The organism is Sphingomonas sp. LR59 (assembly GCF_036855945.1).
GTDB lineage: Bacteria > Pseudomonadota > Alphaproteobacteria > Sphingomonadales > Sphingomonadaceae > Sphingomonas.
This window is the reverse complement of sequence record NZ_JASPFL010000001.1, coordinates 3790175-3806347: the sequence shown is the minus strand read 5'-3', so window position 1 is coordinate 3806347 and position 16173 is coordinate 3790175. Positions and strand designations below refer to the sequence as shown.

The following is a 16173-nucleotide window of genomic DNA, read 5'->3' as shown; positions in this document are numbered from 1 at the left end:
CCGCCTCGGTCGTTTCCAACGGGCTTCCCTTTTCACGCGGGGTGTCAAAACACCACCGCCCCTCGCGCGTCCTTGTGTGGATTCGCGAGCCCGGCATCTATTGAGAGACTTTACATGTCATTTGCAAACCTCGGCCTTGCCGAGCCGCTCGTCCGTGCGCTCGAAGCCAAGGGCTATACCGAGCCGACGCCGATCCAGGCACAGTCGATCCCGATCCTGCTCGAAGGCGGCGATCTGCTCGGCATCGCGCAGACCGGCACCGGCAAGACCGCGGCGTTCGTGCTGCCGTCGATCCAGCGCCTGACCGAAACCCAGAAGCGCGTGCTGCCGACGCATTGCCGCATGCTGGTGCTCGCACCGACGCGAGAGCTGGCGAGCCAGATTGCAGACAGCGCCCGCGCGTACGGCCAGTTCAGCAAGATGTCGGTGACCACCGTGTTCGGCGGCACCAGCATCAACAAGAACCGCCAGGACCTGAGCCGCGGCGTCGACATCCTCGTCGCCACGCCGGGCCGCCTGATAGACCTGATCGAGCAGGGCTTCTGCAACCTGTCGATGATCGAGATCCTCGTGCTCGACGAAGCCGACCAGATGATGGACCTCGGCTTCATCCACGCGCTGAAGAAGATCGTCCGCATGCTGCCGAAGAAGCGCCAGACTTTGTTCTTCTCGGCGACGATGCCGGTCGCGATCCGCGAGTTGGCCAGCCAGTTCCTGCTCGACCCGAAGACGGTGTCGGTAAAGCCGGCCGCGACGACCGCCGAGCGAGTCGACCAGTATGTCACCTTCTGCAACCAGTCGGAGAAGCAGGCGCTGCTGACGATCACGCTGGCCGATCCGGCGATCGACCGCGCGCTCGTCTTCACGCGCACCAAGCATGGCGCTGACCGCGTCGTGAAGCTGCTCGCGGGCAACGGCATCGCATCGAACGCGATCCACGGCAACAAGAGCCAGGGCCAGCGCGAGCGGGCACTCGGCGAGTTCAAGCAGGGCAAGGTCAAGGTCCTGATCGCGACCGACATCGCCGCACGCGGCATCGACGTCTCGGGCGTCAGCCACGTCATCAACTTCGAGCTGCCGAACGTCGCCGAGCAGTATGTCCACCGCATCGGCCGTACCGCGCGTGCGGGCGCGAGCGGCATCGCCGTCGCGTTCTGCGCGGATGACGAGAAGGCGTACCTGCGCGACATCGAGCGGATCACCCGCCAGAAGGTCCAGGTCCGGTCGCTGCCGGACGATTTCGTGAACCTGTCGAACCAGATCAAGCAGACGCGCGTCAAGACGATGGGTGCCGATCCCGAGGTTCGGATCGACCGTCCGCGCGATCCGGCACGGCCGCGCGCGACGCATTCGCCGCGGGCTACCGGGACGACTGGTCGCAACTATGCGGGTGCCAGCCGTGGTGGCCAGGGTGGCGGTGGCGGCCAAGGCGGCGGCGGTCGTCCCCAGGGCGGTGGTCGTCCCGGCGGTCAGGGCGGCGGTCGTCCAGCCGGCGGCGGTGGCCGTGGTCCGAGCCGTGGCGCGGGTTCAGGCCCAGCACGCTAAGGAGCATTCGTTCGCCTCGCGGGTTTGGTGTAGACCGGTCCCGCGAGGAGAATGCTCATGGACGTTTCCACTACACCTGTCGCCGAACGCGTCGCACGCGTGCTGGCGGGACAGCGGATCAGCTGCAACGCCGGCGGCGATGCCGAGTCGGCGTCGCGGTTGATCGACGATGCGTGGACGGATTATATTCCCGACGCGCTGGCAGTGCTGAAGACCCTGCGCGAGCCTGACAAGGCGATGGCGGCGGCGGGCGATCCTGCGGTCTGGGAAGCGATGATCCTTGCGGGGATCAGGGGCGCCAAGCCGGTGACGGTGGTTCTCTAGAAACTTGTTCCCCCGCGAAGGCGGGGACCCAGTCTGGGCACCCGCCTTCGCGGGTGAACACGCTTGGCGTACGCACACTCAGCACACGCACTCCACCCCGGCGGAGGCCGGGGTCCAGTTGGCAGGACCAGCGTAACGAAGCGCGTACATCCGTTACAATCGTTTCCCACCTGGGCCCCGGCCTTCGCCGGGGTGGGGTTTGGTTTGCGGTAGCTGGAGGGCTGTCAGCGGATCGTCGTCAGCCATTCCGCTTCGTCCGCGCGCTCCGTACGCAACGCGTTTACCCGAGCGCTCTTATCCTCATAACCGATCGCCATGCCGCAGAAGAGCATGCGGTCTTCCCGTATCTCGAGAAACGTCCCGACCGTTTCCGGATACATCGCCCAACATTCCTGCGGACAGGTGGCGAGTCCAGCCTCGACCGCGAGCAGCATCAGGTTCTGCAGGTACATGCCGAGATCCGACCATTGCGGCGGCCCCATGCGGCGATCGACCGTGCAGAAATACGCGGCGGGGGCACCGAAGAATTCGAAATTGCGGGCGAACCAGTCCCGGCGGGCGGTCTTGTCGTCGCGGGGGATGCCGAGGTGCGCGTACATCGCTTCGCCGACGGCGTAGCGGCGGTCTCTGTAGGGGGCGACTAGCTCTTTGGGGTAGATGTCGTAGGCTGGTGTTTCGGTCACCCCGGTCGCAATCTTTTCCGCCATGATGGCTTTTAGGCGGGTCATGGGTTCGCCCTGGACGATGGCGATATGCCAGGGCTGGAGGTTGCCGCCGGTTGCGGCTCGGGATGCTTTACGGCCAGGTCGTGGAGTAGAGTCGGATCGACGGGGGTGTCGAGGAAGCCTCGGACGGAGCGGCGAGAGGCTATGGCTTCGGTCACGTCCATGTGTTTCTCCTCTTAGGCCCAGCCCCACCCCGTTAGCCCTGAGCGAAGTCGAAGGGCCTTGGCCCATGTGCTTCGACTTCGCTCAGCACGAACGGAAGGTGCACTTACAGCACGAAGCGGCTCAAATCCGTATTGCGGGCGATTTCCTTCAACTGGCTGTCGACGTACGCGCCGTCGATGACGAGGTTCGAGCCGCCGCGGTCTTCGGCGTTGTAGCTGACCTCCTCCAGCAGCTTTTCCATCACAGTCTGCAGACGCCGCGCGCCGATGTTCTCGATCTCGGAGTTCACTTCGGCGGCGATGCGCGCGATCGCGGCGATGCCGTCTTCGGTGAACTCGATGCCGACGCCTTCGGTGGCGATCAGTGCCTTGTATTGCAGCGGCAGCGACGCCTTGGTGTCCGACAGGATCGCGACGAAATCGGCTTCGGTGAGGCCCTTCAACTCGACGCGGATCGGCAGGCGGCCCTGTAACTCGGGGAGCAGGTCACTTGGTTTGGCGACGTGGAACGCGCCCGACGCGATGAAGAGGATGTGGTCGGTCTTCATCGGGCCGTATTTCGTGGCGACCGTGGTGCCTTCGATCAAGGGCAGCAGGTCGCGCTGGACGCCTTCGCGGCTGATCGAGCCGCCGCGGCCGTCGGAGACGGCGATCTTGTCGATCTCGTCGAGGAAGACGATACCGTTGGCCTCCGCGTCGGCGAGCGCCGCACGGCTGACCTCGTCTTGGTCGAGACGCTTGTCGGCCTCTTCCTCGACGAGCTTGTCCCACGCGGCGTGGACGGTGAGCTTCCGGCGCTTGAGCTGCTGGCCGCCGCCGAACGACTTCATCATCTCGCCGAGATTGATCATCTGCGGCGCGCCGCCGGGGATTTCGAACGGCGTGGTCGGCGCCTGCTCGACCTCGATCTCGACTTCGGCGTTGTTGAGATGGCCGTCGAGGAAGCGCTGCTTGAAGCTTTCGCGCGTCGCCTCGCTCGCGTTCTTGCCGGTGAGCGCGTCGAGCAGGCGCGACATCGCTGCCTCCTCCGCCTTGTCCTTGACGGCGACACGGCGACGTTCCTTTTCGAGGCGGATGGCTTCCTCGACGAGGTCGCGGGCGATCTGTTCGACGTCGCGGCCGACATAGCCGACCTCGGTGAACTTGGTCGCCTCGACCTTCACGAACGGCGCGTCGGCGAGCTTGGCCAGACGGCGGCTGATCTCGGTCTTGCCGCAGCCGGTCGGTCCGATCATCAGGATGTTCTTGGGCGTGACCTCGTCGCGGAGGTCTTCGCTGAGCTGCTGGCGGCGCCAGCGGTTGCGCATCGCGACGGCGACCGCGCGTTTCGCGGCGGCCTGGCCGATGATGTGGGCGTCGAGCGCGGCGACGATGGCCTTGGGGGTGAGCTGGTCGTTCATTTTGTTACCTTCTCCCTCCCGCTCGGGAGGGGTCGGGGAGGGCGTGGCCGCAACGGAAGGTGTGGGTGGGGTGTATTTCAGCCCCTCCCTGACCCCTCCCGCAAGCGGGAGGGGGATTACGTGGTCGAGTCCATCGTTTCGACCGTGAGGCGGTCGTTGGTGTAGACGCAGAGCTCGGACGCAATGCCCATTGCCTTGCGGCAGAGGACTTCGGCGTCGGTCTCGTATTCTACCAGCGCTCGGGCCGCGGCGAGCGCGTAGTTGCCGCCGGAGCCGATCGCGGCGACGCCGTTCTCGGGTTCGAGGACGTCGCCGTTGCCGGTGAGGATCAGCGTCACGTCCTTGTCGGCGACGATCATCATCGCTTCGAGGTTGCGGAGGAACTTGTCGGTGCGCCAGTCCTTGGCGAGCTCGACCGCGGCGCGGAGGAGCTGGCCCTGGTGCGCTTCGAGTTTGCGTTCGAGGCGTTCGAACAAGGTGAACGCGTCGGCGGTGGCGCCGGCGAATCCGCCGATGACGCTGCCGTCACCAAGCCTGCGCACTTTGCGCGCGTTGGGTTTCATTACGGTCTGGCCCATCGAGACCTGGCCGTCGCCGATCACGACGACCTTGCCGCCGCGGCGGACCGAGAGGATCGTGGTGCCGTGCCATGTCGGCATGGCGTGGGGGTCGTTGCTCATGGCAGCGATGTAGGGTTTGGTTTGGGGGTGCAACGCCCCTGCCGCCTCCCATCCCCCTCTCCCATCATCCGTCATCTCCGCGCAGGCGGGGATCCAGACCCTCGGACCTCACCCGTTCATCACTGAAGTCAGCCAGTATGGGTTCCCGCCTCCGCGGGAATGACGAAGGAGGCTTGGGTGGTTACCGCCCCTTCCCCCATTCCCGGGCCACCGTGTAACCGAGATAGCCGGTGCCGAAGAGCGCGTAGAGGGGTTCGGGGATCGCGTTGAGGTACGCTGCCATACCCGCCGCGATTGCCTGCGCCATTTGCGGGCGGACGGCGGCGATTAGGCCGGCGGGGATCGCGCCGAGCAGCAAAGTGTACATCACGTAGAGGAACGTCGGGCGGGCTCGCGTGATCCAGGGATCTGGTGCGGGATCAAGGGGTTGCGGGGTCATTGGCTGCCTCCAAAAAAGTGAAGTATAGGAAGTGTAGACGCTGGGAGCGTTTCGCCGGGGCGTCAGGTGCGGTTGGCGAGCCAGCCGTAGAGGAAGGCTTCGTTGGCCGGACGGGTCTCGGCAAGCGCGACGTAGCGTTCGCCTTGCAGGGCCTCGATCGCCTTCAGGAGTACGGTTTCGCCGCCGGGTTTGCGGCGGGCGAGGAAGGCTTCGAGCGCGGTTAGGGTCGCGGGGCCGATGCGGCCGTCGAGGGTCATGTCGGGGTAGTCGGTGGCGCCGCGGTTTAGCGCGTTGAGCGCGCGCTGGAGGAAGGTGGCGGCGACTGCGGGGCCCATGTTGACGCCGGTGTCGAAGAGTTCTTCGGCGATTTTGGGGGCTCGGGGGCGATCTGGTCGAAGGCGGGGCGGGTCCAGTAGAGGCGGCGGTAGATGGTTTCGGCCTGATCGCGGGGAAAATTGCGCATATCTCCCGGGTAGCCGTTGGTGCGGGCTACTTGTTGCGTGATGCCGTATCTGGTGGGGCCGCCTCGGTCTGCGGGGTGGTTGGAGTAGCCGCCTTCGCGGTCGATGACGGCGTCGATTAGGTGGTCGATGGTCATGATGTGGGTCCCGCCCTGTTTGGGGGTAGAGCGAACCATATTGGTTCGCTGTAGGACAGGGGATTCTGTGGAGGTCAGGATCTTCGATCCTTCCCCGCCAGGGGAGGTGGCCGGCACTTGCCGGTCGGAGGGGAGGACACCCAACGGACGTGATCGCTTGCCTCCCCCTCCGTCACCTTCGGCGCCACCTCCCCCTTGCGGGGGAGGATCGTTAGGGCGCATCCTAGATGGCACCTCCCCGGCGGAGGCCGGGGTCCAGTTGGGGAACGGTGCTGAGGGAGGGCGGCGCTTCGTTACCCCCGACGTTCCAACTGGGCCCCGGCCTTCGCCGGGGTGGTGGCACTGTTGGGTGGCAGCACTGTTGGGTGCTGGCAATGTTGGGTGGTGGCCTAGTAGCCTGACGGTGCGCTCCCCCGCCCTACCCAAACCGACGCTACGTCCGTGCGGGGTTGGCGGATTGGTGCCCCTAAGGCTATGCGCTCCCTTGAACATTCGCCGCGGGCCTTGCCCGCGCCCACCCGGTCGCCGCCGCGGCCGACAGGTTAGGAAGACCATGGAAGACGATTTCCGCAAAGCCGCGCTCGATTATCACCGCTATCCAAAGCCGGGGAAACTCTCGGTCGAAGCGACCAAGCGGATGGCGACGCAGCGCGATCTGGCGCTAGCTTATTCGCCGGGCGTTGCGGCCGCGTGCGAGGAAATCGCCGCCGATCCGGACAAGGCACGCGATTACACAGCCCGCGGTAACCTCGTCGCCGTCATCACCAACGGTACCGCGGTGCTCGGGCTCGGTGCGATCGGCGCACTAGCGTCGAAGCCGGTGATGGAGGGCAAGGCGGTGCTCTTCAAGAAATTCGCCGGGATCGACTGTTTCGACATCGAGATCGACCAGCTCGATCCGCAGGCGTTCATCGAGGCGGTCCGCGTGCTCGAGCCGACGTTCGGCGGGATCAATCTCGAGGACATCAAGGCGCCGGAATGCTTCGAGATCGAGACGAAGCTGCGCGAGGTCATGAACATCCCAGTGTTCCACGACGACCAGCACGGCACCGCGATCGTGTGTGCAGCCGCGGTCCGCAACGTGCTCGAACTGCGCGGCAAGCGGCTCGACCAGATGAAGCTGGTGACGTCGGGCGCAGGTGCGGCGGCGCTCGCGACAGTCGACCTGCTGGTGTCGATGGGGCTCAACCCCGAGAACGTGACGCTGACCGATATCAAGGGCGTGGTGCACGCCGGGCGCGACGAGAACATGCCGCCGAACATGGCGCGCTATGCCCGCACGACCAACGCGCGGACCCTGCCGGACGTGCTGGAGGGGGCGGACATCTTCCTCGGGCTGTCGGCACCGCGCGTGCTGAAGCAGGAATGGCTGCACCTGCTCGCGCCCGATCCGTTGATCCTGGCGCTGGCGAACCCCGAGCCCGAGATCCAGCCGGCGCTGGTCCATGCGACGCGGCCCGATGCGATCATCGCGACCGGGCGTTCGGATTTCCCCAACCAGGTCAACAACGTACTGTGCTTCCCGTTCATCTTCCGTGGCGCACTCGATGTCGGCGCGACCGAGATCAACGAGGCGATGAAGGTGGCGGCGGTCGACGCGATCGCGGCCCTCGCACGCGCGACAGCTTCGGATGTGGTGGTCACCGCATACGGCGGTGCGACGCCGGTGTTCGGGCCGACCTACATCATCCCAAAGCCGTTCGATCCGCGGCTGATCCTGCATGTCGCGCCGGCGGTGGCGAAGGCGGCGATGGATTCGGGTGTGGCGACGCGGCCGATCGAGGATTTCGACGCGTATCTGCGTGACCTCGAAGTGTTCGTGTATCGCTCGGGCCAGCTGATGCGGCCGATCTTCGCGCGCGCCAAGCAGGCCGGGCGCTCGATCGCGTATGGCGAGGGCGAGGACCCGCGGACGTTGCGCGCGGTACAGACGGTGATCGACGAGGGCATCGGACGGCCGGTGCTGATCGGGCGGCGCGAGGTGATCGCCGAGAAGATCGAGTCGAGCGGTCTGCGCATGACGATCGGCACGGACGTCGAGGTGCTCGACCCGGCTACCGATCGCGAAGTCTTCGAGCCGCTGCTGGCGGGCTATAGCGCGCTGGTCGGCCGGCGCGGCACACCGCCGGACAGCGCCGAGCGCGCTCTGCGGACGCGACCGAGCGTCGCCGCGGCGATGCTGCTGCGCGAGGGCCGCGTCGATGCGGCGCTGTGTGGCGGGATCGGCGATTGGTGGACTCAGATGACGTATGTCATGCCGCTGATCCCGCGGATGCCGGGCGTGTCGCGGCTGTACGCGATGTCGGCGGTGATCCTGCGGACCGGCAGCCTGTTCTTCTGCGATACGCACGTGACGGTCGATCCGACCGCCGAGCAGATCGCCGAGATGACGATGCTCGCGGCCGAAGCGGTACGCGCGTTCGCGATCGAGCCGAAGGCGGCGTTGCTGTCGCATTCGAGCTTCGGTGCGTCGCGGTCGCCGTCCGCGCAGAAGATGCGTGCAGGGCATGCGTTGCTGAAGGAGATGGCGCCGGAGTTCGAGTTCGACGGCGAGATGCACGGCGATGCCGCGCTGTCGGAGGCACTGCGGCGGCGGCTGGTCGACGATAGCCCGTTGACCGGCTCAGCGAACCTGCTGGTGATGCCGAACATCGATGCGGCGAACATCGCGGTGTCGTTGTTGTCGGCATCGACCGAATCGGCACCGCTGGGGCCGATGCTGCTCGGTCTGGCTAAGCCGTTGCAGATGATGGTGCCGAGCGTGACCGCGCGCGGGATCGTGAATTTGAGCGCGATCGCCGTGGGTCATGCGGCAACGGTGCGCGAGACGGCGTAAGGTCGCCGGACGGGGCCGGCGTCAGGGTCGGCCCCATTCCAGTTCAGTCATCCCCGCGCAGGCGGGGATCCATAAGGGCTGGCGTTACTGGTGACACGCAACGTTCGAGTTTATGGGTCCCCGCCCCCGCGGGGATGACGACGAATGTATCGGAATACGCTCGCACAAGAACTGCACGAGTCCGCCACAACATCGCTATAAGAAAATGGTCGGAGCGACAGGATTCGAACCTGCGACCCCCACACCCCCAGTGTGGTGCGCTACCAGGCTGCGCTACGCTCCGACCGAACGGGCCGCAAAACGACCCGAGGGGGCGCACTACGCGGGGTCCGCGCCTGATGCAAGCCCGAACACCGCAGCTATGTCGGCAGCCATGTCAGATGCGCCCGGTCGCACGGCGCCCACGTCTCATCCTGTGGCGATCTGTTGCGCGCGGTTCCAAGCGATGATAGCGGGCGGACCAATGCGGGCGCGACGCGCGACGTCCGGCCCGACCCATCCTTGCGCCTTCTACGGCCCAGCCAGATACGGACCTTCATGTTCATCTCACCAGCTTTTGCCCAGGCCGCAGACGGCGCCACGACGGCGGGGGCGGGATCGCCTCGTTCCTGAGCCTCGCGCCGCTCTTCCTCGTGTTCGTCGTGTTCTACTTCCTGATGATCCGCCCGCAACAAAAGCGCATGAAGGCGCTCCAGGCGTCGGTCGCCGCGGTGAAGAAGAACGACAGCGTCGTCACGTCGGGCGGGATCCTCGGCAAGGTGACCAAGGTCGAGGATAATGTCGTCGAGGTCGAGATCGCGCCGAACGTCCGCGTCCGGGTTGTCAAGGCGACGCTGACCGACATCACCAGCCCGAACACGAAGCCGGCCAACGACTGATGTTGGATTTTCCGCGCTGGAAGGTCGGGTCGATCATCGGGTTGCTGGCGGCATTGTGCCTGCTGGCGATCCCGAGTTTCCTCCCCGAGAGCACCACGAGCCAATGGGGTCGCATCCCCCATCCGCACATCAACCTGGGGCTCGATCTCGCTGGCGGCAGTTATCTGCTGCTCGAGGCGGATACCGCCGACCTCGCCGCGACGCGGATCGAGGCGATGCGCGACAGCGTCGCGGGGACGATGCGCAACGGCACGCCGCGGATCGAGATCGGTGACATTTCGACGCGGGGCGGCCAGCTGACCTTCCTGCTGCGTGATCCGAGCCAGGTCGACGCAGCGCGCGAGCGCCTGCTGGCGATCACCGGCGGTGGCGCCGGGATGAGCGGCCAGCGCGAGTGGGATATCAATGTCGTCGACACGAGCCGGTTCGTGCTCAAGCCGACCGAGGCAGGCCTGACCCAGGCGGTCGACACGGCGATGAAGGACGCGACCGAAGTCGTCCGTCGCCGCATCGATGAACTCGGCACCAAGGAGCCGACGATCGTCCGCCAGGGCGCGACGCGGATCGTCGTCCAGGTACCGGGGTTGAAGAACCCGCAGGCGCTGAAGGATCTGCTCGGCAAGACCGCCAAGCTCGAATTCAAGCTGGTCGACGAGACCGCGAACCCCGCCGATCTGGTCAAGGGTATCGCGCCGATCGGCAGCCAGGTTCTCCCCTATCCGGGCAATCCACGCGGCGTACCGTTCATCGCGGTCAAGCGCTCGGTGATCATCTCGGGCGACCAGCTGGCCGATGCGCGCCAGGAGTTCGAGCCGCAGACCAACGCGCCGCAAGTGGCGATCACGTTCAACGCGGTCGGCGGGCGTCGCTTCGCCAAGGTCACGACGGACAATACGGGCAAGCCGTTCGCGATCATCCTCGACAATTCGGTGATCTCTGCTCCGAACATCAACGAGCCGATCCTTGGCGGTCGTGCATCGATCTCGGGCAACTTCACCGTCGAGTCGGCGAACGCGCTGGCGATCACGCTGCGGTCGGGCAAGCTGCCGGTCGCGCTGAAGACGATCGCCGAGAGCACCGTCAGCCCCGATCTCGGCAAGGATTCGATCCGCGCCGGCGTGCTCGCCTCGATCATCGCAGCGCTCGCGGTGATCGTGTTCATGTTCGTCACCTATGGGCGGTTCGGCCTGTATGCGAACCTCGCCGTGGTCATCAACATCCTGGTCATCGTCGCCGTCATGGCGATGCTGAACGCGACGCTGACGCTGCCCGGTATCGCCGGGTTCGTGTTGACGATCGGTACCGCGGTGGATGCCAACGTGCTGATCAACGAGCGTATTCGCGAGGAGCGACGCCGCGGGCGTAGCGTGATCCAGTCGGTCGAGCTCGGCTACAAGGAAGCGTCGCGGACGATCTTCGAAGCCAACGTGACGCACGCCATCACCGGCGTGATCATGCTGCTGCTCGGCTCGGGTCCGGTGAAGGGCTTCGCGGTCGTGCTGCTGATCGGGATCTGCACGTCGGTGTTCACCGCCGTCACGTTCACCCGGATGATGGTCGCGTTGTGGCTGCGGAAGAACCGCCCCACCACGATCAATATTTGAGGCGGGAGATAACCATGCGCCTGCTGAAACTCGTACCCGACAACACGAACCTGAAGTTCGTCTCGCTCCGCAAATGGGCGTTCGGGCTGACCCTGCTGCTGTCGTTGCTGGCGATCGGACTGGTCGTGACGAAGGGCCTCAACATGGGCGTCGACTTCGTCGGCGGCGTCCTGATCGAAGAGAAGTTCGCGACCCCTCCGTCGATCGACGCGGTCCGTACCGAAGTCGACCGGCTCGGCGTCGGCGAAGCCTCGATCCAGTCGTTCAGCGATCCGAAGACGCTGTCGATCCGCCTGCCCGTCCCCGCCGGTGACGAAGGCGCGACCAACCGCCTCGTCAAGAAGGTGTCGGACGATCTAGCGGTGAAGTTCCCCGGCGCGACGTTCTCGAAGTACGACACGATCTCTGGCAAGGTGTCGGACGAGCTGATCAGCAAGGGTCTGCTCGCGGTCGGCCTCGCGATCCTCGGCATCGCGCTATTCGCGGTAGTCCGGTTCGAGTGGCAGTTCGGCGTGTCGACCGTCGTCGCGATCGTCCACGATCTGTTGATGACCCTGGGATTCTTCGCGCTGACGCAGTTCGAGTTCGACCTGAACATCGTTGCGGCGGTGCTGACGATCATCTCCTACTCGATCAACGACAAGATCGTGATCGACGACCGTATCCGCGAGAACATGCGCCGGTACCGCAAGATGGACATGCGCGAGATCATCGACCTGTCGGTGAACGAGACGCTGCCCCGCACGGTGATGACCTCGGTGACGATCCTGCTCGCGCTGGTCGCGATGCTGGTGCTGGGCGGCCACGTGCTGCGCGGGTTCACTGCGGCGATGATCCTGGGTATCGTCGTCGGGACGTATTCGTCGATCTACGTGTCGTCGTCGCTGCTGATCACGCTGGGTCTGCGCGCCGATCCTGCGCCGCGCAAGGGCGGCGTGCAGGACGGTGCCGAGCGGGTTGGTCCCAAGGTCGAGCGTTGATCGCGTCATGAGGATGGACCGCGAGAAGACCGATGGGCCGATGATCTCGGCGATCGGTCGGGCCGGGTTCAAGGTCGACGACGGCTATTATACCGCGTTGTCGATCAGTCCCGAGCGCGCGGATGGCTGGGAGCCGCCGACGTTCGAGGCGCTTGCAGAGTCGGACGTCGCGGCGCTTCTCGCACTCGATCCGCCGCCTGAGTTCCTGTTGCTCGGCACCGGCTCCGCGCTGCGTCAGCCGCCGCTTGCGTTCAAGCGCGCGGTCGAGGCGCGGGGGTTCGGGATCGAGGCTATGGATAGCCGTGCTGCTGCTCGGGCTTGGGCGGTGTTGCGCGGTGAGGGTCGCTGGATCGTCGCGGCGCTGTACCCGCTCGAGGGGTAATCCAGAATTACAATCCTCCCCCACCAGGGGGAGGTGTCGCCGTAGGTGACGGAGGGGGTGGACACGGAACGGCCGTTTCCCCTTTCCTCCCCTCCGTCTGGCGAGGGCCAGCCACCTCTCCCTTTGCGGGAGAAGATCGTTTAGCGGCGTTCTGCGGCTAGCGTCGCAAGGTGATCGTAGAGCGCGGCGGTATTGGCCTCCCAGGTGAACGGCGCCGCGGCCTTGCGCGTTGCTTCGGGCGCCGGCGGGTCTGCGAGCAGCGTGTCGATCGCGGCGGCAAACGCCAGCCCGTCGCGGATCGTGACCCGACCGGCATCGGCGGATTTTACCACCTCATGCGCGCCGCCGGCATCGGTGATGACGATCGGGGTGCCGCAGGCGAGCGACTCGACCCAGGCGTTGGCGAGTCCTTCCGAACTGGAGGCAAGCGCGCTGACGTCGGCGGCGGCAATCAGCTTGGGCAATTCGGCGTGCGGAACGGCGCCGAGCAGTCGAACGCGGTCGGCGATGCCGTAGCGCGCGATCCGGGCATCGAGTGCGGCGCGTTCTGGCCCCTCCCCGCGATCAGCAACGTGACTCCGGGGAGCGCCGACACCGCATCGATGACGATGTCGTGCCCCTTGCGCGGGATCAACGCGCCGACCGACACGACGAGCGGCCCCGCGATGCCGAGCGCGGTCTTGCCGGCGGTCCGGTCGAGGGGACGGAATCGGTCCTGATCGACACCGGTGTGGTGGACACGGATACGCTCGGCGGGGAGGCCCATCGCGACCATGTCGGCCTTCATCGCCGCGCTGACCGCGAGCATCCCGGCGGCGTCCCGCCCGGCGCTGCGAACGCGCGATGCAGTGGCGGGCGCGGTGCCCCAATGGTGGATATCGGCACCGCGCGCTTTGATCGAAACGGGAACGCCGTAGCGTTTGCCGAGCGCCACCGCAGCGGGTCCGTCCGGGAAGAAGAACGACGCATCGATCACGTCGAACGCAAAATCCTCGCGGATCGCGTCGAGCACCGGAGCAAGCGCGCGGACGAGTTCGGCGGGGTGGCGGCGCCCCTTGAGCAGCGGGCGCACCGCAAAGCGCGGACGATGGACGTCGATGCCTTTCCATCGTTCGCGCGCCGGCAGCGTTGCCAGCCTGGCATAATGACCGATGCGTTTCAGTATGCCGGGGAGGCCGATCGGTGCGACCGCTTTCAGGCTGACGTCGGGATGCGCGGCGAGCCCTAACGTCTGACGCTCAACGAACACGCCGAAATTCGGGCGCGTGGCGTCGGGAAACAGCGTCGAGAGGGTAAGGATGCGGAGCATGTCGCCGCGAGTTTAGGTCCACGGGGGTTAACGGGGGTGAGGCGATATGCCAACCTTCTCCGGTAACACGCTCCACCCCGGCGGAGGCCGGGGCCCAATTGGGAGGACGGGACTGACTGACCGCTGCCCATCTTTATTTCCACCTATCCAATCGGGCCCCGGCCTTCGCCGGGGTGGTCGCAGTCTGGGATGTGGTGCGCTTTATCGCCTTGTTTCCCCGCGAAGGCGGGGACCCAGACTGGGCTCCCGCCTTCGCGGGAGAACAAGGCAGCAAAGGATACCGCAGACCAAGAGGCGGCGATTAAATCCGCTTCGCCAAAGGATACGCGAACAACACGTCGGCATCCGCGCTCGTCGAGACCGTCTCGCTCCCCGTCATCGTCGCGCACTCGCCGGCCTTGAATGCCACACCCGCGACATCGCCCGAGCCGGTGATCGGGATCACCCAGCCGGTCGTACCCTCGGGCAGATTGACGACATGGTCGCCGCCCTTCCAGCGCTCGAGCACGAACTTCGGCCCCTCGACCATGATCGTCCGGCCGGTTTCGACCTCGATCGGCGGCGCGACGGGGACGTACGGGGTCGGATCGGCAACATCGATGCCGTCCTTCAGGTGCAGTTCGCGATCGCTGCCATAATCATAAAGGCGATATGTGGTCTCGGAATTCTGCTGGACCTCGATCACGGTCAGCCCGCCGCCGATCGCGTGGATCGTGTCCGACGCGCAATACATGAAGTCGCCCGGCTTGACCGGCTTCCAGTCGAGCTTGTCCTCGATCGTGCCGTCGATCGCCGACTGGCGCAGCGCGTCCTTCGAGATCGGCTGCTTCGTACCGACCGCGATGGTCGAGGTCGGCTCGGCGGCGAGAATCGTCCAGCACTCGTCCTTGCCACGCGGCAGCCCGCGATCATGCGCCTGTTCGTCGTTGGGATGGACCTGCACGGACAGCTTTTCGCTGGTAAACAGATACTTGATCAGCAGATCGGGCGTGGTGTTGCCGGGCTCTTGGAACCAGACTTCGCCGATCGGCGGCGAACCTGCGGCCGGATCCTCGAAACCGGGCCAGAGCGTGTCGCGACCCCAGGGCTTCTCGACGCGGTGGGTGTGCAACAATGTGGCCGGCATGACATGATCCTCGACGTGAATGGCGCTTCGAATGGCGAGCACCAACGCACGACTATTGCCGTGCGATCCGGCTCCAGGAAAGGGGCAAGACCCGCCCGGCGAAAAGGATTGTTCGTGGCTATCCGCTTACGCTAAGGATCACGCCGATGCGTATCACCCAGTCTCGTGCCCTTGCGGTCACGCTCATCGCCGCGCTTGCGCTCCCCATGGCCGGTTGTGCGGGTGGCCGCGCCGCCAAGGGCGATCTGCCCTATGTCGCGCGCGATGTCGGCACGCTGTATTCGACCGCCAAGGCACGGCTCGATCAGGGGCGTTACAAGGAAGCAGCGCAGCTGTTCGACGAGGTCGAGCGCCAGCATCCCTATTCGATCTGGGCGCGCCGTGCGCAGATCATGTCGGCATTCAGCTATTACCTCGCCAAGGATTACACCGCCTCGATCAGCTCGGCGCAGCGCTTCCTCGCGGTCCATCCGGGCAACCGCGACGCGCCTTACGCCTATTATCTGATCGCGCTCGGCTATTACGAGCAGATCACCGACGTCACGCGCGACCAAAAGATCACGCGTCAGGCACTCGATTCGCTGGGCGAACTGATGCGCCGCTATCCGAACACCCGCTATGCGTCGGATGCACGCCTCAAGATCGATCTGGTCAACGACCATCTCGCCGGCAAGGAGATGGAAATCGGGCGGTTCTACGAGACGCGCGGCCAGTGGCTCGCCGCGAACGGCCGGTTCCGCACGGTGGTCGACAAGTTCCAGCAGACCACGCACACGCCCGAGGCGCTGATGCGGCTGACGGAGACGTATCTGCAGCTCGGCGTGCCGATCGAAGCCGAGAAGGCTGCCGCGGTGCTTGGCCGCAACTACCCCGGCACCGACTGGTACGATCACGCTTACAAGCTGATGCAGGAGCATCCGGTCAAGCCGATCGCACCGCTGGCGCCGGGCGAGGCGATCATTCCGACCGGGACCGCGGGGACGCCGGGTACCGGCGTGCTGGAGCTTCCCAAGGCGAACGGCAACACCGGTGGTACCGGTGCAGGCAGCGTTTCGAGCCCCGCACCGGTCGGTCCGGGCAGCGCGACGCGGACCGGCCCCGGCAACTGATCGCCGGACCGCCATGAGCGCACGGACGTGAGAACAATAGGGGATCATTTTCGCGCGCTGATCGTCTAAGACGC

General features: G+C 65.8%; 12 protein-coding genes, 1 tRNA gene and 3 pseudogenes. 8 read left to right on the top strand and 8 right to left on the bottom strand.

Annotation, left to right across the window (positions count from 1 at the left end; translation table 11 throughout):
• Positions 1-114 precede the first annotated feature (114 nt).
• Together QP164_RS17900 and QP164_RS17895 are read left to right on the top strand one after the other, a co-directional pair.
• Positions 115-1545, top strand: coding sequence for a DEAD/DEAH box helicase (locus tag QP164_RS17900; RefSeq protein ID WP_333923989.1), 1431 nt, complete (start codon positions 115-117; stop codon positions 1543-1545).
• A 57-nt stretch (positions 1546-1602) separates the two neighbouring features.
• Positions 1603-1869: a hypothetical protein gene (locus QP164_RS17895; RefSeq protein ID WP_333923988.1), complete on the top strand. Its 267-nt coding sequence runs from the start codon at positions 1603-1605 to the stop codon at positions 1867-1869.
• A 224-nt stretch (positions 1870-2093) separates the two neighbouring features.
• Here the strand turns inward: QP164_RS17895 and QP164_RS17890 are convergent, their stop codons facing one another.
• The 5 genes and pseudogenes from QP164_RS17890 to QP164_RS17870 all read right to left on the bottom strand — a co-directional run bounded on the left by QP164_RS17890 (position 2094) and on the right by QP164_RS17870 (position 5875).
• The gene (locus QP164_RS17890; protein WP_333923987.1) at positions 2094-2825 is read right to left on the bottom strand and encodes a nitroreductase; all 732 of its coding nucleotides are present in this window, start codon (positions 2823-2825) and stop codon (positions 2094-2096) included.
• Positions 2826-2862: 37 nt separating this feature from the next.
• Positions 2863-4158, bottom strand: coding sequence for an ATP-dependent protease ATPase subunit HslU (gene hslU / locus QP164_RS17885; protein ID WP_192146063.1), 1296 nt, complete (start codon positions 4156-4158; stop codon positions 2863-2865).
• Positions 4159-4274: 116 nt separating this feature from the next.
• Entirely contained in the window at positions 4275-4817 is a 543-nt protein-coding gene (gene hslV, locus QP164_RS17880) for an ATP-dependent protease subunit HslV (protein ID WP_056066793.1), read from the bottom strand.
• A gap of 202 nt (positions 4818-5019) precedes the next feature.
• Positions 5020-5250 (bottom strand): annotated as a pseudogene (locus tag QP164_RS17875) (3TM-type holin); the annotation flags it as partial.
• An 89-nt stretch (positions 5251-5339) separates the two neighbouring features.
• Positions 5340-5875: pseudogene (locus QP164_RS17870) on the bottom strand (glycoside hydrolase family 108 protein).
• A 553-nt stretch (positions 5876-6428) separates the two neighbouring features.
• Between QP164_RS17870 and QP164_RS17865 the strand changes: the two are divergent.
• Positions 6429-8711, top strand: a complete 2283-nt coding sequence (locus QP164_RS17865) for an NADP-dependent malic enzyme (RefSeq protein ID WP_333923986.1) — start codon at positions 6429-6431, stop codon at positions 8709-8711.
• Positions 8712-8917: 206 nt separating this feature from the next.
• Here the strand turns inward: QP164_RS17865 and QP164_RS17860 are convergent.
• A tRNA-Pro gene (locus tag QP164_RS17860) sits at positions 8918-8994 on the bottom strand.
• Between the two features lie 373 nt (positions 8995-9367).
• Between QP164_RS17860 and yajC the strand changes: the two genes are divergently transcribed.
• Genes yajC through QP164_RS17840 form a run of 4 tightly spaced genes read left to right on the top strand, consistent with a single transcriptional unit; the run spans position 9368 to position 12555 of the window.
• Entirely contained in the window at positions 9368-9589 is a 222-nt protein-coding gene (gene yajC, locus QP164_RS17855; RefSeq protein WP_333924299.1) for a preprotein translocase subunit YajC, read from the top strand.
• Positions 9589-11193 (top strand): protein translocase subunit SecD, encoded by a 1605-nt coding sequence (gene secD, locus QP164_RS17850; protein ID WP_132737396.1) that lies wholly within the window; start codon positions 9589-9591, stop codon positions 11191-11193. Before yajC ends, secD begins: the two co-directional genes overlap by 1 nt.
• A gap of 14 nt (positions 11194-11207) precedes the next feature.
• Positions 11208-12173, top strand: a complete 966-nt coding sequence (gene secF, locus QP164_RS17845) for a protein translocase subunit SecF (RefSeq protein WP_132737393.1) — start codon at positions 11208-11210, stop codon at positions 12171-12173.
• Positions 12174-12180: 7 nt separating this feature from the next.
• Positions 12181-12555: an Mth938-like domain-containing protein gene (locus QP164_RS17840; protein WP_132737390.1), complete on the top strand. Its 375-nt coding sequence runs from the start codon at positions 12181-12183 to the stop codon at positions 12553-12555.
• Positions 12556-12695: 140 nt separating this feature from the next.
• Here QP164_RS17840 and QP164_RS17835 read toward each other — a convergent pair.
• Together QP164_RS17835 and QP164_RS17830 are read right to left on the bottom strand one after the other, a co-directional pair.
• Positions 12696-13864 (bottom strand): annotated as a pseudogene (locus QP164_RS17835) (glycosyltransferase).
• 301 nt (positions 13865-14165) lie between these two features.
• Positions 14166-14990: a class I mannose-6-phosphate isomerase gene (locus tag QP164_RS17830; protein WP_333923985.1), complete on the bottom strand. Its 825-nt coding sequence runs from the start codon at positions 14988-14990 to the stop codon at positions 14166-14168.
• 146 nt (positions 14991-15136) lie between these two features.
• On the opposite strand from QP164_RS17830, the gene QP164_RS17825 reads away from it, so the two are divergent.
• Positions 15137-16099 (top strand): outer membrane protein assembly factor BamD, encoded by a 963-nt coding sequence (locus QP164_RS17825; protein WP_333923984.1) that lies wholly within the window; start codon positions 15137-15139, stop codon positions 16097-16099.
• The last annotated feature ends 74 nt before the right edge of the window (positions 16100-16173 follow it).